We start from the raw sequence: 21446 nt of genomic DNA, 5'->3' as shown, positions 1-21446 counted from the left end.
GTTTCCATGCAACCGGGGAGGTAGCGGCGCCCTGTACCTGCAATCCGCTATAGCAGGGGTGATGGTCTTCCTGAGGGGTGGCCGCTGTAGGGCTGCCCTCAGTAAGTGATGTTGATGTCTGGGTCTCGCGCAACAGGAATCTTCGAACCGTGTCAGGTCGGAGACGAAGCAGCACTAAGGGGAATCTCCTGTGTGCCGTGAGGGTGCCTGGGCTGAGTTAACTGCTGAGGTAACGTCTATGGTGACGCTTCGAAGGAAGATCGCATGGATTTTTTTATTTTTAACATTATTTATTAAAAATTTAAAAAAATATAGCAAAATCCCACAAAAGATGTTATCATCAAGTATGATACTTTTGCAGTGTTATTATGCGCTGCAGAATAGTGATTTCCAAGGGGCGAAACGGATATGAATTACGCTGAAGTAATTGATTTTGTAAAGGAACAGACAGCCGTTAATGGTAGGCCGCCTAATTATCCATTCAGGAGCAGATTTGAACATACTATGCGGGTGTATAGATGGGCGATAAAGCTTCAGTCGAAGTTAGGTGGAGATCTGGATATAATAGTTCTCGCGGCACTTCTTCATGATGTGGGCTGGGATGACGAGAGACCACATGGGGAGGTCGGAGCAGAGATAGCTGTCAATTATCTTGACAGTCTGGGAGTCGATCCACAGAAGATAGCCAAGATAGGCGAGATAATCATGATCCATGAGGAGAAGGATACTGATGCAGATCTGTCACTTGAGTGCAGGATAGTTATGGATGCAGACCTGCTGGATGAAGTGGGAGCGATCAGTGTTCTGTGGGATTCCATGGCTACGGCTATAGAGGACGAGGCAAGCTATAAGCGCGCATATTACAGAATCAAGAATTTTTATAAGATCAATAAACCAAAGATCAAGAGATGTAAGACGGAGGCTGGACGACTTGAGTACAGCAAACGCATGCAGCTCCTTGAGGATTTCATATTCCAGCTTGAGAAAGAACTGTTCTAGTATCGATTGATGAATTTGATTGTGGATAGGAGAGATAATTATGAAGACATTTGTTAAGATCCTTGTAGCCATTATTGTGGTAGCAGCTATCTGTGGCGGTGTGTATCTGGTTCTTCCTGAGACAGCTCAGATATTTGTAAAGGGTAATATTCAGTATCGTACTAACGATGAGGCAAAGGACAAGATAGACAGCCTTAAGAAGAATGAGATCGTCTATACAGATGTACAGAGCAACGGAACAGAGAAGAAGGTTCCTACAGGTGTTACATATGGAGACGCTCTTGATAAGAAGGCCAAGACAACAGTATGGTATTATGAGGACACAACAAACGGTGGATTCAGAATCACATATTATGGAACAAAGGTCAGCATGGATCTTGCAAAGTATGGTTCAGATGGAACATATATAGACAAGACACTGAAGGCAGTATTTGATTTCCCTGCAGGCGGAAAGAGTACAGTTACATTGTACATAGGAGATGAGCAGTGTGACGATGCGATGAAGGCTGCTGTACTTCAGGCTCTGGCTAACTAATAATAGTTAATATACAATAAAACTCCACACCGACTATGATTTAGACGGTGTGGAGTTTTATTTTGCCTTTTTATAATTGCTTTTGCAGATCTTATGCAGATCAGTCGTGGCCGTTTACGAGATCCTCTATCATGTTGATGATGATTCCCGTTGAGTCGGTCAGGTTGCTGGACTCCATAGCCTGGATATATTTCTCTTTGTTGTTGTACACTTCATTTATTCCGGCGAACAGGGAATCTGTGTTCAGCTCTTCCTCCTGGATCACATAGCTGTATCCGCTCTTCTCAAATGACTGGGCGTTGAGGATCTGATCACCTCTTGATGCAGCCTTTGACAGAGGAATGAGGATGTTCGGTTTTCTGAGTGCGAGAAGCTCACAGATGGCATTGGCTCCTGCACGTGAGATGATGATATCGCACAGTGCAAGCATGCTTGCAAGTTCCTTCTTTACATATTCGTACTGGACATAGCCCTTCTTATCCTTGAGGGATTCATCCAGATTGTCCTTGCCGCACAGGTGGATGACGTTGAAGGTCTCCAGAAGACGGTCGATATTGTCTCTTATTGCGTTGTTGATTATGACGCTTCCTGAACTTCCGCCCACGATAAGGAGAACAGGCTTGTTGTCAGTGAAACCGCAGTAGTTATATGCAAATGCGGAATCGCCGCGGAAAAGTTCCTCTCTGATAGGGGTTCCGGTTACGACTGCCTTGCCCTCAGGGAAGAGATCCTTTGTCTCAGGGAAGTTACAGCATACCTTTGTCGCCTTTGGAAGGGCGAGCTTATTTGCAAGGCCGGGAGTCATATCTGATTCGTGTATCACCACAGGGATACCTGCTGAGTGTGCGGCAAATACCACAGGGACTGTGACAAATCCTCCCTTTGAGAATACTACATCAGGCTTGAGCTCTTTCATGAGCTTCTTTGCTTCAGATATTCCTTTAAGTACCTTGAACGGATCTGAGAAGTTCTTCATTGAGAAGTATCTTCTGAGCTTTCCTGAAGCTATGCCGTGATAAGGGATGCCCATATCTTCTATAAGCTTTTTTTCCATGCCGTCATATGAACCGATGTACTGGATGTCATATCCGTGCTTCTTCAGCTCCGGCATAAGTGCCATGTTTGGTGTGACATGACCTGCTGTACCGCCGCCTGTCAATATAATTCTCTTCATAATGATTGTTAATCCTCCTGTTACTGTGCTGAAGCCAGATACTGCTTGAGTGCCTGAGCCAGTTGATCCGGGCATGAAGTCGGCTTGAAACCGCAGGTTGTGCCCTCAAGTCTGGCGATGACGTCCTCTGGCTTCATGCCTTCTACGAGAGCTCCGATACCCTTGAGGTTACCATTGCATCCTCCGGTGAACTTTACATCATGCAGCCTGCCATCGATGACGTCAAAGTTGATCTCGACAGAGCAGGTTCCTTTAGTCTTATAAACCATAACAATACCTCTTTTCTATTGTACTTAACCAATCATTTTAATATTCGCTGATACATTCTAAGATGTATGTATCCTGCTTTTTTCATCTTGAAGTATATCAAAAGAGCATGCAAAAGACAAACATTTGTCGAGCGAAAATAATTGTATACCCCGGAATGTCGCTCATATAATACTACCATCCGGACCGGCCAAACGGATATGGGGTTAAGCCCTGACAGGATATGATCGAATAATTGAAAAGAGAGGGAAAACTATGTTTGAAATTTTGTTGAATCAGAATGTGTGTATGTATGTGATGATAGTGTGTGGGTGTATAGGGCTGACAGGACGGGCTGTGATGAGCAGTTATCTTGCAAGACTGGCAAAGGCGGCTGAGCGCATGGGAACGACGCGGAAAAAACAATTGATGGAGATGCGCAGGCGGTATGAGGATATAACATCGCTGGATGTGAACATACATGACACTGCCGCATTTGTGGACAAGTACATAGACAGGCTGAAGATAGGTTTTATACCGATAAATGTGTGGAATGGATTTGTGAAAAATATGGGAGTGGCCGCAGCTGGGACAGGCATATTTGCAGCGGCGTATCAATATTATGTAGTAGGCGATGGCGTGGAGACATTGAAGATGCTGGGGTGTGGACTGGCAGCTTGCATAGTGCTGGTGGCTGCTCATAACCAGTGGAATTGTGAATGGCATATGAGGACTCTGCGTGACAGCGCCAGAAATTATCTGGGCAACAGCCTGGCAAACAGATTGAAAAAGGAAGAAGAGAAACAGACGACGAAGCAGGATACTGTTGAGGCCATGGCAGCATGCAGTGAGACAGATGAAAATGACAGGATAAAAAGAAAGGCGAAGCCTGCGCGGAAAGCACAGCGGAGTGATAAGTCAGATTATGATGCTTTGCTTGACGGAATAATGAAGAAAATGCTTGCGGACGGATAGCAGGGGTGTTGATGAGCAGGTGCGTGGCAGATGAAATGCAGGTGAAAGCCGCCTGCAGAAGCCAATAAATTCAGGATGGTAGATAGTGAGAAAGCTGTACTTGATAGCAGGACTGTATGCTGCCTGCGTGATCGGAGCCGTGCTCAGCGGATGCTCCATATATGACAAGGAGGATCTGTCCAAGATGGTGGCGACTCCGGGGGACGCAGAGTGTCAGGCGGACGGTGCGAAGAATGGGGAAGGTGATGCGGAAGGAAAAGAAAAATCGGGAGACAAGACGGAAGATGCGGAGAGTAACACGGACACAGACGGGGAGAGTCGGGGTGAGGATATGACCAGACTCAGGGATTACAGCCAGATATCGACAAAGAAATATTCATGGTACATAGTGCGGGACAAAAATCATGGAATGAGTGGCTGTGACAACAGCTTTCCGCTGGAGCAGTACGATGCGTTCTACGTGGACAGAGTGTGTGCTGAGAAGAATGAAAAGGTGATGTATCTGACATTTGACTGTGGGTACGAGAACGGATATACAGAGCAGATGCTGGATGTGCTTAAAAAGCACAATGCAAAGGGCTGCTTCTTCGTGACGATGACTTACATAAGGGACAATCCGGATATAGTAAAGAGGATGAAGGAGGAGGGACATCAGGTGGGAAACCACACGGTGCATCATCCGTGCATGCCGGAGAAGAGTGTGGAGGAGCAGAAAAGTGAGTTAAAGGAGTGCTCAGACTTTATGAGGAATGAAACTGGGTATGAAATGGATATGTATTTCAGACCGCCGAGCGGTGAGTACAGTGAACAGGTTCTGCAGCTGGCTAAGGATATGGGGTATAAGACCATATTCTGGAGTATGGCTTACCTTGATTATGATGTGAACAATCAGCCGGGGACGGACTATGTCATTGATCATTTTGCGAAATATCATCATCCGGGAGCCATTCCTCTCATACACAATGTGTCGTCGTCCAATGCGCAGGCACTTGATACGGTTCTCACAAACCTGGAGAAGGAGGGATATGAGTTCAGGTCTTTGAATGAGATGAAAATTGAATAGTGGTATCAGAAACAGAAGCTCTCTGTGCGGATCATGCCGATCCGAACGGAGAGCTTTTGTGTATTGGCAGTGCGATCTGTGTGATATAAGCATCTTTATTTGCTCCGTGGGTTGGAGGACCCTCCATAAATGAATTGCGAAAATAACCACAGGTCGCAAGATTGTTTTCTTTTGCATAGTCCAATAGTTTTTTCTGGACAGTGTCGAAATTTTCATATGGACCACGATAGTATATACAGATAGCTGCAGTCTGTGGAAGTTTTTTTATGTGTTCGTCATTGGTGTCAGGATCTGCTGCGACAGGTATGACATATCTTCCTTCGGATGTTGATTCGACAAAAACCTCTGTACACATTTTGCCTGTGGTGTCCAGTTGATATTTTTTTGTTGCCTCGATAAAGGTCTTGCGCAGATCTTCAGTTTTTCTGGCCAGATCAGAGTCTTTGAACTCCTGACAAAATGCAGTGAATGAGGGAAGAGTGGTAAAATGGATCTCCGGTTCTGATGTCTGGGACTGACGCAGCTGAAGCTGGGCTATGCACAGATCCAGCTGGGAACGGAGCGCAGTCATACGTTCAATGACATCCTCAAGCTTTTCGGTATTATTGAAGTACTTGTTAATCTCGGATAACGATAATCCTAGTCCCTGAAGAACTTTTATAATTCGTATATGTACGATGTTATCGGCAGAGTAGTAGCGGAAACCGCTGCTCTCATTTTTGTGTGCGGGTGTCAGAAGCCCCAGGTCTTCGTAGTTTAACAGCATTCTTCTTGTCACTCCAAGCATTTTAGTGACTTCCCCAATTTGATACAGATTTTTATTTGCGTGATTCATATGATTTCCCTCCCCTTAAAAATAGACAAAAAAAATTGTGAATATTGCATAAATACCGCAAAAATATTGTTGACTTGAACATTGATGTACGAATTATAATTATCATAAATTGTTAAAGGGAAAGAGTCAAGAATTAACAGGAGGTAATGGTTGCAGAGAGAAAACATTAACGGACACACGAAAAAGAGGTTTTATTGAGAAAGAGAGGGAAGTGTATGAAAGAAAGAATTCTATGCAGAAAAGTTATGGCATGGCTCATGACAGCTTTCATGGTCATAACGTGTTTGATTTCGATAGGTGGTAAGAATACTGCCTACGCAGCGGCTATGGAGAATATCAAGGTAACAGACGTGGATATAAGCACAGATGGACATATGAGAGGTCTCAAGTGGGGGTGGACAACCAGCGGTTATGCCAGCGCGAGCTGCAAGCTTGGCATTCAGTCTGAGAAGTTCACGACTGGAGATCTCACAAACTTTGGTGATTATCTGAGCAGCCATAGGTACAGTGGATGGGCGAGTGCCGAGTCACCTGAAGGCTGCGGATTTAAAGGCTGGATAACAGAGAACTCGTTCTCAAGGAGTTCAGGTACATATGACAGAACGGATACCATTTCCGGAGAGGGAATAGATATGGGTACCACGGGTGTGTATTATCTGTATACGTGGACATATTACAATGGTTATGTATTCCCTGATATTTACATAGGAAGTATTGATCTGAATGCTGGCAAGATCGTGGACGCCAGCGGCAATGAAATAACATTTCAGATCGGTGGCTTTTCAGGCGGAGGCAATACAGATCCTTCGGAGGAAGAAGTTGTATTCATGAACAATGGATATCCATATGGCAAGAATATGACGAATAGTTCAATCACTCTCGTTATGGACGTGACAGGGGAAGCTGCAACATATCAGTGGCAGAGCGCAACCAGTAAGCGTGGACCATTTACAGATATTGAAGGTGCAAATGGAAGTACATATACGTTCACCCCGACTCATGGATACTGGTACAGGTGCGTGGTGGATGGCACAGCCAGCAGAGCGGTAAAGGCAGTTATCCCTACCAGTGACAATGGAAATACGTGGACAAAGCCAAATACTTGCTGGTATATAAGCAATGGAGTTATGGCCTATATGGCCAATGACAAAGGGGTTGATATTGTTGGCTTGTATACCAAGGACGGAAAGAACTATATGCTTGGAACAAGCTACGACAAAGTATGGAGATTGTACAGCAGAAGCGATTCAGAGCCTTCAGCTGAAACGGCTACATCACAAGTATCTGTGGCTTCGCTTGCAGCTCTAAGATTGTCGTTTGATCCTATGAATACTCACGATCTGATTTTTGATGCTGAACTTGGTGAGGGACAGCATTCATTTGCAATAGGAGCGGATGCGAACATTGGAAATAGTATTACAAGCTCTGACAGTGCAGATGAAGCGGTGCTTGCTGCCACTGTCAAGAATGGTGAATTACAGCAGATAGCGATGATGGGAGTTGCTAAAGCGGCGGATGCGGCAGATGATACTCCATCATTTGTTCTTGCCCCTATAACACAGGCAAGTAATTACTGGATCGGGGGCTATGATTCCAGAAGAATATTTGAGTACAATACAGGTTCATCAAGCTACATAAAGGAAACTGCTGAAATAAATGGTCAGAATGCTGCATCCCTGGTTGAAGGAATAGATTCGGGATTGACAATGTCATGGACAAATGTTGAAGATGGCGGACATATAGGTTTCAAATTCAGCGTTGGAGCAGTGGCTGATGTAGGAGCGGTTACAGGACAGGTTGATTATATAACAGAAAATCTGACAGATCTTGATGGCGATACTTCATATATCATCACTGTCGATGGCGAGTCATATGAAATTGTGAGTGATATGTATGGTGATATAGCTCTTGAGGGAACAGATGATAACGACGTATCATATAGTTTGTTTGGTAAAAATATAAGTATCAGCAAGAAGGACAGTCATGATACACCTGCTGATATAACTGTTGCAGCAAGACCGGAGGCGCCATCTGCACCGAAGACTCTTGCAGACATACAGAATCCAACGCCAGCTGATATGGAAAGTGCTGCAGACGGCGAAGGCATTGAGATAGTAAGCGTGACTGGCGATTCTGTGACAGTAAGCCCGCTTGGCGGACAGCAGTATCAGTATTCGATGGATGGAGCGACATGGACAGTTCTTGATGATCTGAATGTGTCAGATAATTATGTTATCTCAGGACTTGAAGAGAATCAGAGGGTATATGTTCGCACAAGATACGTGGCTAATACGACAAAACCAGCTTCATTGTGGTCAGATGCCAAGACAGTCTCACGTGATCTGATCGCCGGAGTAACTGCGGAAGATACAACCTGCACTTACGATGGATTGATACATAGCCCATCTGTTACAATTGCAGATGGCCTGGATGGAGCTTCTATCCGTTATTCATTGGCAGCAGGTGAGCCGTACACACAGACGGTTCCAGAACTTAAAAATGCCGGAACATATAAGGTGTATTACCTTGTTACAGCAGATGAGTGTTCACCGGTATTTGGCGATGTGACTGTGACTATCGAAAAGAAAACGATCACAGCGGATAAGGTAATCGTTGATGAAAATGCATATATACAGGGAATCCAGTTCTCAGGATTGCTGGATGGAGAAGAACTGGTATATGACGAGGATTATACTGTGGTACTGTGGGACGTTACACCAGGAATAGAGAAGGTTGTAACTACATACAGATTTGGGCTTGCAACTACGGGAAATGCAGCCAATTACATGCTTCAGAACAAGTCATGGGATATGGTTCATTATCATGACTGGACGTATGAGATAAAAGAAGGCCACAGTAACAAGATAATTGCATATTGCAATGAAACTGAGAATCCGGCACACTGCGCATATCAGGGCAGAAACGAGGCGGTCAGCTGTACTGTGACAGCAGAAAGCAGAGCGTATGACGGCACAGAATATGCAGGTGCAGTTGTTAATAACTGGATAACAGAGAAGACCGGAGAGGCTGCTGTTACATATTATGAGGGAACAGGTGACACCGATTATCCGGAAAATGAGAATGCGCCGGTAAATGCAGGTACTTATAAGTTTGTTGTGAAGATAGCTGATGTTACGGCTTATGCAGAATTTGAAATACAGAGACTTGATCAGAATGTTGAATTTGATGTAATCGATTACACATTTGGCGACAGTGTAGAGGCTCCAGCGGTTACAGGAGCACAAGAGGATCCTGTTATAGAGTATTACTACACAACAGAGAACAGCAACACGGATGGAACATTGTGGGAGAACTCCAGATCGGCAGATCCGGGCACATATTATATGTATGCCAAGGTTTGTGCTACAACCAATTACAATGAGTATGTAACACAACCGGTTCAGTTCACAGTTGCAAAGAGAGAAGCTCCGACAGACATAACAGCGGCAGATATTGTAAAGACATATGACGGCAAGTCATATGGAATAACAGTTACAGGTGATATTCCAGAGGATGCGGTTGTGACGTATGGAACTTCTGAGGATGCATGCGATAAGACTGTAAGTCCGAAGTACAGTCAGGCTTCAGATGAACCATACACTGTATATTATAAGGTTGCAGCAAGGGGATATGACACGATATCCGGACATGCAACTATCACCATCAACAGAAGACCACTTGCTGTATCGGGAATCAAAGCTACATCAAAGGCTTACGATGGACAGACAGAGGCAAAGCTTGACTATTCAGGCGTTGTTCTGAATGGTAAGGTCAGCGCAGATGTGATTGCAGTTACAGCTACAGGAACATTTGACAGTGCAGATGTGGGAACAGGCAAAACTGTAAGCATCACAGATATAAAGATCAGCGGAAAGACCGCTTCAAACTATGTACTTACAGAAGATGCCCAGCAGCAGACAGCAAAGGCAGATATCACTCCTGCGGGAACAACTCTTACTGTAGAAAAGGTTGGAGCTAAGACATATGGAGGTGCAAAGTTTGCCCTCAATGTGAAGTGCAGTAGAAATGACAAGAAAACATTTACAAGCAGCAATACAAAGGTTGTCAAGGTGGATGGCACAGGCAAGGTAACTATAGTTGGTGCAGGCAAGGCGGTTGTGACAGTATCCGTTGCGGCAAATCAGAACTATAAGGCAGCAGCTGCAAAGGTTGCGATCACGGTAAACAAAAAAGCCATCAGAGTAACTGCAAATGACGCATCTAAGTATGAAGGCAAGGCGGATCCGAAGTTTACATTTACAGCGGAGGGACTTGTTGGCAAGGATAAGCTTACAGGAATTGTTCTCAAGAGAGCTGCTGGTGAGAAGTCCGGAACATACACGATCACAGCAAGCCAGAAGAAGGGTGCAAATCCAAACTACAATATAACATTTGCCATTGGCCGTCTTGTTGTAAAGAAATCTCCAAATGTTGAACCTAGTGGAACAGAACTCTATAAGAAGACACTTCCGTTCTTCCTTATGAAAGGAAAGGGAACAGGAACAAGAATAGATCTGACATGGGATAAGGTCAAAGGTGCAACAGGATATGATGTATACTGGTCATACTGTAATGGAAAGAACAACTTCAATAAGCTTGCTAATGTACCGAAGTCCCAGAAATATGCCGATAAGAACCTCAATAATAAGAGAGAATACAAGTATTTTACAGTCGCATACAAGATGTCGGGTGGCAAGAAGGTATATCTCGGCAGGACAAATACAGTCCATGTTGCAATGCCTTATGCAGCAAAGACAAATGTCCTGAAAGTTACTGTGAACAAGACCAAGGCTAACCTTGCAAAAGGTAAAACATTTAAGATCACCAAGAAGGTTAAGCTTGAGAATCCAAAGAAGAAGGCGTTAAACCATCTTACGAAGAAGGAAAGGTTCATAACATCCAATGCAAAGGTGGCAACTGTTTCATCTGCAGGAGTTATAAAGGCAGTGCGTAAGGGCACATGTACGGTTTATGTAATGTCTGAAAATGGTGTTTGTGCAAAGATCAAAGTGACGGTTAAGTAGTGCTTTAGACATGGTTATAATTGAAAACTCCTCCAAACCGGTTGTGGTTTTGGGGGAGTTTTTTGAGATTAATAGTTGATTATGGTATACCTATTTGCTAAAATTGATTCAATGTGAAAAATTTAATACAAGTAAGGAGAGAAAACAAATGGCACAGACAGTAAGTTTCGATTTTAAGAATGCAAAAGCCATGGCTACAGACGCTGATATCGCAGCAATCAAGGATCAGGTAGTAGCTGCAAAGGCAACACTTGTAAACAAGACCGGTGAGGGAAATGATTTCCTTGGATGGATCGACCTTCCAGTAGACTATGACAAGGAAGAGTTTGCGAGAATCAAGAAGGCAGCAGCTAAGATCCAGGCAGATTCAGACGTGCTTGTAGTAATCGGTATCGGTGGTTCTTACCTGGGTGCAAGAGCAGCCATCGAAGCTTTAAGACACAGCTTTTATAATTCAGTTGACAAGTCAATCCGTAAGACTCCTGAGATCTACTATGCAGGATCAAACATCAGCAGCACATACATGGCTCATCTGCTTCAGGTGATCGGTGACAGAGATTTCTCTATCAACATCATCTCCAAGTCGGGTACAACAACAGAGCCTGGTATCGCTTCAAGAATCTTCAAGAAGAAGCTTGTTGAGAAGTATGGCAAGGAGGGCGCAGCAAAGAGAATCTACGCCACAACGGACAAGGCAAAGGGAGCTCTCAAGACACTTGCAACAGAGGAAGGCTATGAGACATTTGTAGTTCCTGATGATGTAGGAGGACGTTTTTCAGTTCTCACAGCAGTTGGTCTTCTGCCAATAGCAGTAAGCGGTGCTGATATAGATAAGCTTATGGAAGGCGCAGCTTCAGCAAGAAAGGATTGTCTTGCACAGGACTTCGACGATTCAGATGCTATGAAGTACGCAGCAGTAAGAAATGTACTGTACAACAAGGGTAAGTCAATCGAGATCCTTGCTAACTTTGAGCCAGCACTTCACTATGTATCAGAGTGGTGGAAGCAGCTCTACGGCGAGAGCGAGGGTAAGGATGGCAAGGGACTTTTCCCAACAGCTACGGACTTTACAACAGACCTTCATTCACTTGGACAGTTCATCCAGCAGGGTTCACAGAACCATTTCGAGACAGTTATCAATGTTGTTAACCCAACATGTGAGATTGTTATGGAGGAAGAGGACTCAGATCTTGATGGACTTAACTATCTTGCAGGCAAGACAGTTGATTTTGCAAATAAGAGTGCTATGAACGGAACTATCCTTGCACACGCAGATGGTGGAATTCCTATCATCCAGATCAACATCGACAAGATTGATGAGTTCACTCTCGGTGAGCTGTTCTACACATTTGAGTTTGCATGTGGTGTGAGTGGATACACACTTGGTGTAAATCCATTCAATCAGCCAGGTGTTGAGAGCTACAAGAAGAACATGTTCGCTCTTCTCGGCAAGCCGGGCAACGAGGAGCTTGGCAAGAAGCTTCTTGCAAGAATCAACGGTTAATAGATCTTTACAGATTAATATATAAGAGATGCAGGTGTGTTTTGCCACACCTGAATTTTTTTGCAATTCTATATTTCTTGTAATCAGAATCGCACAATGTTATACTTATGAAGTGTATAGGCTCAGAATTGAGCCTGATCATTTGCATTGTGAATGGAAGGATAAGAAGGGCAGTGACATATGAATGAAAAGAGAGATGTAGAGGGGCTGTACAACCGATATAGACAGGTTCCATTGTATCTGATAGGAATGTTCTGTCTGATGACAGTGTTCATGTATTTTGTCGGAATAGGAGCCGGCGTTATAGCCACCATTTTTACGGCAGTATACGGAGCGGTGAGCATTGTTGTTTTCCTGAGGATGAATGCTTTGTCCCGCGACAGATATGTGGAATTTGCCATGGAGCACGGCAAGATGCAGAAGGAGCTCATAAAGGAGTTCCCGGTTCCGTACGCATTGCTTGACGAGGATGGAAAAGTTGTGTGGGTGAACGACGAGTTCTCAGGTATAACGGAGACCAGTAAGAGAAAGCTCATGAAGCTGAATATAGTTCAGGTATTTGAGGAGGTTACCGAGGAGAGTCTTCCTTATCAGGAGGATGTCACCGAGGGAGAGATAGCATTTAACGGAAGAGAATACCGTTATGAGATCAGACGTGTACAGGTGAATAAGGTTGAGCCTGCTATGGAAGAGACGGATGCCCAGCCGGGTGAGGCCGGCACAGACGGAGATGGGGCTGATGAGCAGAAGAAAGAGACGAAGTCTTCGCACGGTGGTTCAAGACACCACGGCAAGACGGACACCTTCCTTGCGTTCTACATGTTTGATGTGACAGTGGTGAATCAGCTCGCTCAGGAGAACCATGACCAGAAGCTGGTTGCGGGTCTCATATATATTGATAACTACGATGAGATATTTGAGTCGCTTGAGGAAGTACGACACTCTCTTCTTGTTGCCCTGGTCGACAGAAAGATTAACAAATACATGGCAAATGTCGACGCCATAGTCAAGAGCCTTGAGAAGGACAAGTACATGTTCGTGATGCCACAGAAGTATCTGGATCAGCTCAAGGAGAACAAATTTGCCCTGCTCGATGAGGTCAAGGCTATAAATATCGGAAATGATCTTCCGCTTACACTCAGTATAAGTCTTGGTACTGATTACAAGAGCTTTATAGAAAACTTTGAGGCAGCGCGTTCCGCCATGGAGCTTGCTCTGGGCCGAGGCGGCGATCAGGCGGTTATCAAGTCCGCCGACAGGATCACCTACTTTGGTGGTAAGAGTCAGGGAACGGAGAAGTCCACGAGAGTTAAGGCGAGGGTTAAGACTCTTGCGTTCAAGGAGCTTCTTGAGACCAAGGAGAAGGTTATAATCATGGCCCACAAGAATCCGGACATGGATGCTTTTGGTTCAGGTATAGGAATATACAAGATGGTGACTGCGCTGGGCAAGACGGCGCATATAGTTGTAAATGAGGTGTCATCGGCCATAAGTCCGATATACGGCAATTTCACTTCGAGCAATTCCTACCCGGCAGATATGATAATCAACAACGATCAGGCGCTCAGTCTGGTCGATGACGACACGGTCGTAGTTGTGACGGATGTGAATAATCCTACGCTCACGGAGTGTGAGGAACTGCTGGCATATGCGAAGAGCATAGTGGTATTCGATCACCACAGGCAGACAAAGGATGTCATTGCAAATGCGACACTGTCGTATATAGAGCCATTTGCGTCATCTGCATGTGAGATGATCGCAGAGATGCTCCAGTACATGGATGAGAAGATAAAGCTCAGGCCTACAGAGGCGGACGCCATGTATGCCGGAATACTCATTGACACCGACAACTTCCTGAGCAAGACCGGTGTCAGAACCTTTGAGGCAGCCGCGTTCCTGAAGAGAAGCGGTGCGGATGTCATGCGAGTAAGGAAGATGTTCAGAACTGACATAGAGACCTACAGACAGAAGGCGGAGGGTGTCAGCCACGCAGAGATGGTGCTTGATGCATTTGCCATATCAATCATTACACCTGGGGATGGCCCTGAGTCGCCGGTGGTACTCACCGCCAAGATTGCAAATGAGATGCTGAACATCGCAGGTGTCAGAGCTTCATTTGTAATAGCGCAGATGGGTGCGGATGTCAAGATAAGTGCAAGAGCCATTGACGATGTCAATGTCCAGATAATCATGGAGAGAATGGGTGGCGGCGGTCATGCAAATATCGCGGCAGCTCAGTTTGAAAATGCGAAAGCAGAGGATATAAAGAAGGAGCTTGTTGGGCTCCTGAATGAGATGTATAAGGAAGGAGATATTTAGGATATGAAGGTCATATTATTACAGGATGTTAAAAGCCTTGGAAAGAAAGGCGCAATGGTAGAGGTAAATGAGGGTTACGCAAGAAATTTCATCATTCCTAAGAAGCTCGGCATGGAGGCAACTCCAAAGAATATGAATGATTTCAAGCTCCGCAAGGCTCATGAGGAAAAGGTGGCAGCAGAGAATCTTGCTGATGCCAAGGCACTTGCGGCAGAGCTTGAGAAGGCTTCAGTAACTGTTAAGATTAAGGTTGGAGAGGGCGGAAGAACATTTGGCTCAGTATCCACAAAGGAGATCTCAGATGCCATCAAGAGCCAGCTCGGCAAGGATATAGACAAGAAGAAGATCGTTATGAAGGACTCCATCAAGGCGTTAGGAAGCTTTTCAGTGAAGGTCAAGCTTCACCCTGAGGTTCAGGCAGAGCTTGCTGTAAAGGTCGAGGAAGCATAAGGAGTATAGATAAAACATGGAAGATGCATTTGCAAGAAAAAAGCTTCCCTACAATCTGGATGCCGAGAAGTCTGTTATTGGTTCCATGCTCATGGACAGAGACGCCATAGTGGAGGCGTCCGATATGCTGACCAAGGAGGATTTCTACTACGGTCAGTATGGAATATTGTTCGAGAATATGGTAGAGCTGTTCAAGGAGGGTAAGGCGGTCGATTTGGTAACCCTGAAGAACAAGCTTGAGGAGAACAATGTACCTGATGAGGTCATAAGCACCAAATCCATAGCGGAGATATTGGAGACGGTTCCGACATCGGTGAATGCCAAGCATTACGCAGAGATCGTGGCGGACAAATCCATACTCAGGAAGATGATAAAGCTGTGCGAGGAAGTGGAGAAGGACTGTTATCTGGATTCTGAGGGAGTTGAACAGCTTCTTGAACAGGCCGAGAGCGGTGTGTTCAATCTGATAAAGGAGAGGAACGGCTCCAGCAAATTTGTGGGGATCGACAGGATCGTCATGAACGTTATCGAGCAGATAGAGGAGGCTTCCAGAAAGAACACAAGAGTAACAGGTATCCCTACGGGATTCATAGATCTGGACAATATGCTCACCGGTCTCCATGGATCGGAGTTTATACTGGTGGCTGCTAGACCTGCCATGGGTAAGACGGCATTTGTCCTTAATATTGCCCACCATGTTGCCGTGCGCAAGGGAATTGCCACTGCGATATTCAACCTGGAGATGAGCAAGGAGCAGCTTGTAACGCGTATGATAGCCATGGATTCCCTGGTTGATTCCCAGAAGGTACAGACGGGACAGTTGGCTGAGGACGACTGGGATCAGGTGCTTGCCAGTGCGGAGAGTATAGCTGCCGCACCGCTGTACATAGAGGATAGTTCAGCACTCACCATATCCGAGCTGAGATCAAAATGCAGACAGCTCAAGAGCAAGAACAATCTTGGACTCATCATCATCGACTACCTGCAGCTTATGAGCACGACGGGACGAGTTGAGTCGCGACAGCAGTTCGTATCTGATATGTCGAGATCGTTGAAGATGCTTGCCAGGGAGCTGGATGTGCCTATCATAGCGCTGTCACAGCTTAACCGAGAGGTTGATAAGAGACCGGATCACAAGCCTGTGCTTGCGGATCTCCGAGAGTCGGGATCTATCGAGCAGGATGCCGATGTGGTTATGTTCATATACAGAGATGATTATTACAATCCTGATACCGACAAGAAGGGTATCTCGGAGATAATCATAGCTAAACAGAGAAAAGGTGCCACCGGATCTGTGGATCTGGTATGGCTGCAGGAATACACGAAGTTTGCCAACAAAGAGCACTAAATATATTATGTTTTATAAGGAGAATTGAAAATGGTAGTTGAACCAAGAGTTAAAGATTTTATTTGTACAACAGTTCACCCGGTGGGATGCGCACAGAATGTAAAGAATCAGATCGAGTATGTCAAGTCAAAGGGAACAGTTAAGAGCGATAACGCACCTAAGAAGGTTCTGGTGATCGGAGCGTCAACAGGATACGGACTTGCATCACGTATCGCAGTTGCATTTGGCTATGGCGCAGATACCCTCGGCGTTATGTTTGAGAAGGAGTCAAATGGACGCCGTACAGCAACCGCTGGCTTCTACAACAACAGAGCATTTGAGGAGGAGGCTCACAAGGCCGGACTCTATGCAAAGTCCATCAATGGCGACGCGTTCTCAGTCGAGATCAAGGAGCAGGTCATCGAGACCATCAAGGCAGACATGGGCAAGATAGACATGATCGTATACAGCCTGGCAGCGCCTAGAAGAACAACTCCGGATGGAACAAAGTACACATCAGTACTCAAGACGGTTGGTGAGGAGTACACCAACAAGACACTTGTACTCAAGGACAACACCATCACAGATGCACATATAACAGCGGCAAATGATGACGAGATCAATGCCACCATCAAGGTAATGGGCGGTGAGGACTGGATCGACTGGATGCAGGCACTCTCAGATGCCGGAGTTCTGGCAGATAACGTGATCACAGTTGCATACTCATACATAGGACCAAAGATCACATTCCCTATCTACGCTGAGGGATCAATCGGACAGGCAAAGAAGGATCTGTACAAGTCAGCAGACATTATAAATGAAAAGTTCCCTAACATAAAGGCGAAGATAGCCATCAACAAGGCTCTTGTCACACAGTCAAGTGCAGCTATCCCTATCGTACCTCTGTATATCACACTTCTCTACAAAGTTATGAAAGAGAAGGGACTCCACGAGGGATGCATAGAGCAGATGCAGAGACTGTTCATGGATAAGATCCTGGATGACACCCAGGTGGACGACAACGGATTCATCCGTATGGACGACTGGGAGATGAGAGATGATGTTCAGGAAGTTGTTGCTGAGCACTGGGATACAGTCAACAATGACAATGTCAAGGATATAGCAGACATCGATGGATACTGGGAGGATTTCTACAACATGTTCGGTTTCAAGATCGACGGTGTGGATTACTCAGCAGATGTTGATATCATGTAATATTCATGGGTAGTTTCAATATATAAATACTACAAATGCCCCACAGATTCATAGAATTTGCGGGGCATTTCGGTAAGCGCTTTTTTGGTGTGCCTGACCCATTATTTTCGCAAGGAGGAAGACGGTATATGTACAAATATTTATTATTTGATCTTGATGGAACCATCACCAAGTCTGAGGAAGGAATATTCAACTGTATAAAATACGCTCTGGACTGGGCTGGAATTCCATATCCTGAATACAGAGTATTCAGAAGCTTTATAGGACCATCACTTTATGATTCTTTCGTGAGGGAATTCGGCATGGACGACGCAAAAGCGAAAGAGATGGTGGCCAAGTACAGGGAGAGATACAACGTGGTAGGTCTCTTCGAGGCTGAGGTGTACGACGGAGTGGCAGACACCCTGTGTGCCCTTAAGGAGAAGGGCTGCATACTCTCAGTTGCAACCAGCAAGCCGACAGAGCCGACACTCCGTATCCTTGAGAAGTTCGGTGTGGGAAAATATTTTGACGTTGTAGTTGGAAGTAATCCCGACGGAACAGGATCAGACAAGAAGCACATCATATCCCAGGTCCTTGAAAGCCTCAAGAAAGATCACGGACTGACAGAAGATATGATAAAATCAAACCAGGTTGTGATGATAGGCGACAGACGCTACGACATAGAAGGTGGCAAAGCCTGTGGCCTCCAGACCATAGGAGTCCTCTACGGCTACGGCAGCAGAGAAGAATTCGAAGCAGTCGGCGCAGACAACATAGTAGAAAGCCCAGAGGAAATCCTGAATCTGTAGATAGAAAGGTAGCTTATAGTTTATAGATGTCTGTGTTGATATATATTTTTTATTAAATATCTATGATTATTTTTGTGGGATGACACTCTGGGGAACTGAATAAAAGAAAAACAGGTAAGAGTCGATATCTATAATATAGTGTGGTGTATAAAATATATTTTTCAGCGAAATATGTCAGGAACATGATCTGAAAAGTATATATCCAACAAGACCAGGATGCCATACTCCCTGGGAATATAAAATTGGGTCTCTATATATGTAAGTCGAGCGTGATTACATATATAGAGACCCAATTTCTGTCCCTGGAGAGTATGTCATCCGTCCGTTCGTCATATCATCTCCTGACATTTGAGATATACCCGAAGAACGCTCCGATGATCCCCCCGATAATGTGGGTGAGATTCGACACATTGTCCTTCACAAACACTCCGTCAGCCACCTGTCCGCCGATATAAAGCACTGCAACAAGTAAGAAGGTGAGCGGTATGGAGCCGTCCTTTATACATGCAAAAGAAGACAGAAGAATGTATGCGAATACCACTCCGCTGGCGCCGAGCAATGCTGTACCAGGGAAGAATATAAAATGCACGATTCCTGTCACCAGTGCGGTGGTGATGGTTACGATGAGCAGATCCTTTGAGCCGTATTTTTCCTCAAGTAGTGGGCCGATCACAAGCAGCAGAGTCATGTTGTTGATAAGGTGACTCCAGCTTGCGTGACCAAACACATGGGCAAACATGCGGACGTAGGTTAAAGGATCGGTGAGAGGAGCTCTGTATACTTCAAATAGAAGAAAGTTACTTTTGCCACCTGTGAGGATATTCAGGAGATAAGCTCCCAGACAAATGAGTGCAAATGTAAGTACCACAGGTGAGTTAAAGGATATTCTTAATATGGTTTTGGATTTTGTCTTTGACATGGATCGGTTCCCCTCTTATTCATATAGTATAGAAAAATATTACCAGCGGTCATCCGCTGGTAATATTTTTTTAAGCGTCATAATCTGGCATATCGTTAAAGTACATCTTGTAGAAGTTGGTACTCTGTTCGAGAACCCTCATGGTTGATGGAAGCGGTACGGCGATGAGGTCGTTGAACTCATACTCTCCGGCTGCTGAATCAATCACATGTCCCATCTGAGTCTCATTATGTGTGTAATCGGCGTTGAAACCGCCGTATTTATTGCCACGGGCATCAAGACGTATCCACTTCTTGAGATCCGGGTGATATACCGCATTAAGTGCATGCATAGCCATAAGTCCGCCCTTGTGCTTGATACGGATATAGCAGAATCCTGTATATAAGTTGTTGGCACGAAGCAGTGCTGCCAGCAAATTGGCCTTTGAATAGCTGATGCCCGTGCTGGCTTCCAGTACATCGGAAGCGCTGATAGTTATTACTGAAAAGTTGCTGTCATATGTGTGAGAAATCCTATCCCGGACAAAATAGTAACATGCCTGTATGATCTCATCACTGCTCTTGCAATCTGCAGCAAGTTCCTTTGCCTTTGCAGCGACGATAGGATTGTCATAATTTACATACTTGTCGTATTGCAAATATGCTGAATCCTTATTTCTCTGAATTAGTTGCATTGTGTCATCTCTCCTTTATTACTTGGAATATGTAGAACTTCAGATAATAAGATTCATCTGCAGCCCATAATATTGGGTGATCAGGAGCCTGTGTGCGGAACTCTACCTGGCGAAGTCTTACATGTGAATTCATGGCGGCCTGTTTTATGGTCTTGGTAAATAACTCGAAATCCATAAAATGTGAACATGAACAAGTTGCAAGGAATCCACCATCCCTTACGAGTTTCATAGCACGCAGATTAATCTCGCGATAGCCTTTGACTGCGTTCTTTATTGAATTTCTTGATTTTGTGAATGCCGGCGGGTCAAGTATGACAACGTCAAACTGTTCGCCTTTTGATTCCAGTTCAGGAAGAAGATCAAATACATCTCTGCACTCAAAAGAGACAGTGCTCTCCAATCCGTTGAGCGCTGCATTTTCTCTGGCCTGGGCAATAGCAAGTTCTGAAGCGTCTACTCCCAAAACGCTGGAAGCACCGGCTATGCCTGCGTTTAGAGCAAAGGAGCCTGTGTGTGTAAAGCAATCAAGAACCTTTGCATCTTTACATATTCTCTGAATAGCAAGACGATTATACTTCTGATCCAGAAAGAATCCGGTCTTCTGACCGTCTTTCACATCAACAATATATCGAACGCCATTTTCATTTATATGAACCTTTGTGTTAAATTCGTCACCAATAAACCCTTTATAGGTATCCATCCCCTCGTGTTTTCTGACTTTTGCATCGCTTCGTTCATAAACACCCTCGATTATTATACCATCATTTTTAAGTATATTTTTTAAAATATTTATTAACAAATTTTTAACTTTGTCGATGCCGAGTGCCAGTGATTCGACAACAAGCACGTTTTCAAACTTGTCAATGACGATTCCCGGCAGAAAATCAGCCTCGCCAAATACGACACGGCAGCTACTGGTGTCGACGGTTTTCTTGCGGTAATCCCATGCATCCTGAAGTCTCTTTGTGAAGAATGCCTCGTCGATCTCGGTGTCCACATGTCTTGTGAGCATGCGGATGAGGATCTTGGAGTTGGTATTTATGAATCCTTTGCCGAGTGGATAACCGTCGAAGTCCTTTACTATGACGATGTCGCCGTTCTCAAAGCTGCCGACTATGGTGTCGACCTCATTGTCAAATATCCATGCTCCGCCGGACTTCAGAAGTCGTCCCTCTCCCTTTTTTAATGTAACAATAGCTCCCATAATATATGTATCCTTTCTCTGTACTGCCGTTGGCAGACATTTTTCGTTGTCTGTTTTTGAATTTTGCGGATTTATTTTACCATATGTAGACAAATAATCCAAGATGGGGCGGCTTAACACATTTGTAACAAAAAACTTGTAAAAAAGTTATACTTGTAAAAAATATGTAACACGTGTATACTACGAGCGTAGC

Annotated in this window: 17 protein-coding genes and 1 other RNA gene; 12 read left to right on the top strand and 6 right to left on the bottom strand. The window is 44.8% G+C overall.

The genetic code is table 11. The annotated features are described in order from the left end of the window. Positions 1 to 4 precede the first annotated feature (4 nt). From ffs to ABUA31_RS06720, 3 genes are all read left to right on the top strand, one after another. Positions 5 to 268, top strand: an RNA gene (ffs, locus tag ABUA31_RS06730) — signal recognition particle sRNA large type. Between the two features lie 140 nt (positions 269 to 408). Beyond that, entirely contained in the window at positions 409 to 999 is a 591-nt protein-coding gene (locus ABUA31_RS06725; RefSeq protein ID WP_015534503.1) for an HD domain-containing protein, read from the top strand. Positions 1000 to 1039: 40 nt separating this feature from the next. Next, a complete protein-coding gene (locus ABUA31_RS06720; protein WP_015534504.1) occupies positions 1040 to 1534 on the top strand; it encodes a hypothetical protein in 495 nt (164 codons plus the stop codon). A gap of 100 nt (positions 1535 to 1634) precedes the next feature. Here ABUA31_RS06720 and murG read toward each other — a convergent pair whose 3' ends face one another. Both murG and ABUA31_RS06710 read right to left on the bottom strand, forming a co-directional pair. Next, positions 1635 to 2708, bottom strand: coding sequence for an undecaprenyldiphospho-muramoylpentapeptide beta-N-acetylglucosaminyltransferase (gene murG / locus ABUA31_RS06715; RefSeq protein ID WP_022216000.1), 1074 nt, complete (start codon positions 2706 to 2708; stop codon positions 1635 to 1637). A gap of 20 nt (positions 2709 to 2728) precedes the next feature. Further along, entirely contained in the window at positions 2729 to 2977 is a 249-nt protein-coding gene (locus ABUA31_RS06710) for a TIGR03905 family TSCPD domain-containing protein (protein WP_015534506.1), read from the bottom strand. A gap of 253 nt (positions 2978 to 3230) precedes the next feature. Here ABUA31_RS06710 and ABUA31_RS06705 point away from each other — a divergent pair, with 253 nt between their 5' ends. Both ABUA31_RS06705 and ABUA31_RS06700 read left to right on the top strand, forming a co-directional pair. Continuing rightward, on the top strand, positions 3231 to 3929 hold the full coding sequence (locus tag ABUA31_RS06705) for a hypothetical protein (protein WP_022215999.1): 699 nt from the start codon (positions 3231 to 3233) through the stop codon (positions 3927 to 3929). Between the two features lie 85 nt (positions 3930 to 4014). Continuing rightward, a complete protein-coding gene (locus tag ABUA31_RS06700; protein ID WP_022215998.1) occupies positions 4015 to 4992 on the top strand; it encodes a polysaccharide deacetylase family protein in 978 nt (325 codons plus the stop codon). A gap of 31 nt (positions 4993 to 5023) precedes the next feature. On the opposite strand, the gene ABUA31_RS06695 is transcribed toward ABUA31_RS06700, so the two are convergent. Next, positions 5024 to 5827: a MerR family transcriptional regulator gene (locus ABUA31_RS06695; protein ID WP_055272055.1), complete on the bottom strand. Its 804-nt coding sequence runs from the start codon at positions 5825 to 5827 to the stop codon at positions 5024 to 5026. Between the two features lie 215 nt (positions 5828 to 6042). Between ABUA31_RS06695 and ABUA31_RS06690 the strand changes: the two genes are divergently transcribed. The 7 genes from ABUA31_RS06690 to ABUA31_RS06660 all read left to right on the top strand — a co-directional run bounded on the left by ABUA31_RS06690 (position 6043) and on the right by ABUA31_RS06660 (position 18457). Then, positions 6043 to 10851, top strand: coding sequence for a YDG domain-containing protein (locus tag ABUA31_RS06690; protein WP_349818652.1), 4809 nt, complete (start codon positions 6043 to 6045; stop codon positions 10849 to 10851). Positions 10852 to 10999: 148 nt separating this feature from the next. Continuing rightward, positions 11000 to 12355 (top strand): glucose-6-phosphate isomerase, encoded by a 1356-nt coding sequence (locus ABUA31_RS06685; protein WP_015534510.1) that lies wholly within the window; start codon positions 11000 to 11002, stop codon positions 12353 to 12355. Positions 12356 to 12535: 180 nt separating this feature from the next. Further along, positions 12536 to 14674, top strand: a complete 2139-nt coding sequence (locus ABUA31_RS06680) for a DHH family phosphoesterase (RefSeq protein WP_015534511.1) — start codon at positions 12536 to 12538, stop codon at positions 14672 to 14674. Between the two features lie 3 nt (positions 14675 to 14677). Continuing rightward, positions 14678 to 15124, top strand: a complete 447-nt coding sequence (gene rplI / locus ABUA31_RS06675) for a 50S ribosomal protein L9 (protein ID WP_015534512.1) — start codon at positions 14678 to 14680, stop codon at positions 15122 to 15124. Positions 15125 to 15140: 16 nt separating this feature from the next. After that, a complete protein-coding gene (gene dnaB, locus ABUA31_RS06670; protein WP_015534513.1) occupies positions 15141 to 16472 on the top strand; it encodes a replicative DNA helicase in 1332 nt (443 codons plus the stop codon). Positions 16473 to 16502: 30 nt separating this feature from the next. Continuing rightward, positions 16503 to 17666, top strand: a complete 1164-nt coding sequence (gene fabV, locus ABUA31_RS06665; protein WP_349818651.1) for an enoyl-ACP reductase FabV — start codon at positions 16503 to 16505, stop codon at positions 17664 to 17666. Between the two features lie 128 nt (positions 17667 to 17794). Further along, complete coding sequence (locus ABUA31_RS06660; RefSeq protein WP_349818650.1) at positions 17795 to 18457, top strand: HAD hydrolase-like protein; 663 nt, start codon at positions 17795 to 17797, stop codon at positions 18455 to 18457. Between the two features lie 334 nt (positions 18458 to 18791). On the opposite strand, the gene ABUA31_RS06655 is transcribed toward ABUA31_RS06660, so the two are convergent. The 3 genes from ABUA31_RS06655 to ABUA31_RS06645 all read right to left on the bottom strand — a co-directional run bounded on the left by ABUA31_RS06655 (position 18792) and on the right by ABUA31_RS06645 (position 21253). Next, positions 18792 to 19376 (bottom strand): rhomboid family intramembrane serine protease, encoded by a 585-nt coding sequence (locus ABUA31_RS06655; RefSeq protein ID WP_349818649.1) that lies wholly within the window; start codon positions 19374 to 19376, stop codon positions 18792 to 18794. Positions 19377 to 19446: 70 nt separating this feature from the next. After that, positions 19447 to 20049: a transglutaminase domain-containing protein gene (locus tag ABUA31_RS06650; RefSeq protein WP_015534517.1), complete on the bottom strand. Its 603-nt coding sequence runs from the start codon at positions 20047 to 20049 to the stop codon at positions 19447 to 19449. Positions 20050 to 20053: 4 nt separating this feature from the next. Continuing rightward, complete coding sequence (locus ABUA31_RS06645) at positions 20054 to 21253, bottom strand: class I SAM-dependent rRNA methyltransferase (RefSeq protein ID WP_015534518.1); 1200 nt, start codon at positions 21251 to 21253, stop codon at positions 20054 to 20056. Positions 21254 to 21446: the final 193 nt, after the last annotated feature.

Source organism: Coprococcus sp. RTP31081st1_H1_RTP31081_211007, assembly GCF_040227275.1.
Taxonomy (GTDB): Bacteria; Bacillota; Clostridia; order Lachnospirales; family Lachnospiraceae; genus Coprococcus; species Coprococcus aceti.
Note: the sequence above shows the minus strand (reverse complement) of the source record. Positions and strands in the feature narration are given on the sequence as shown.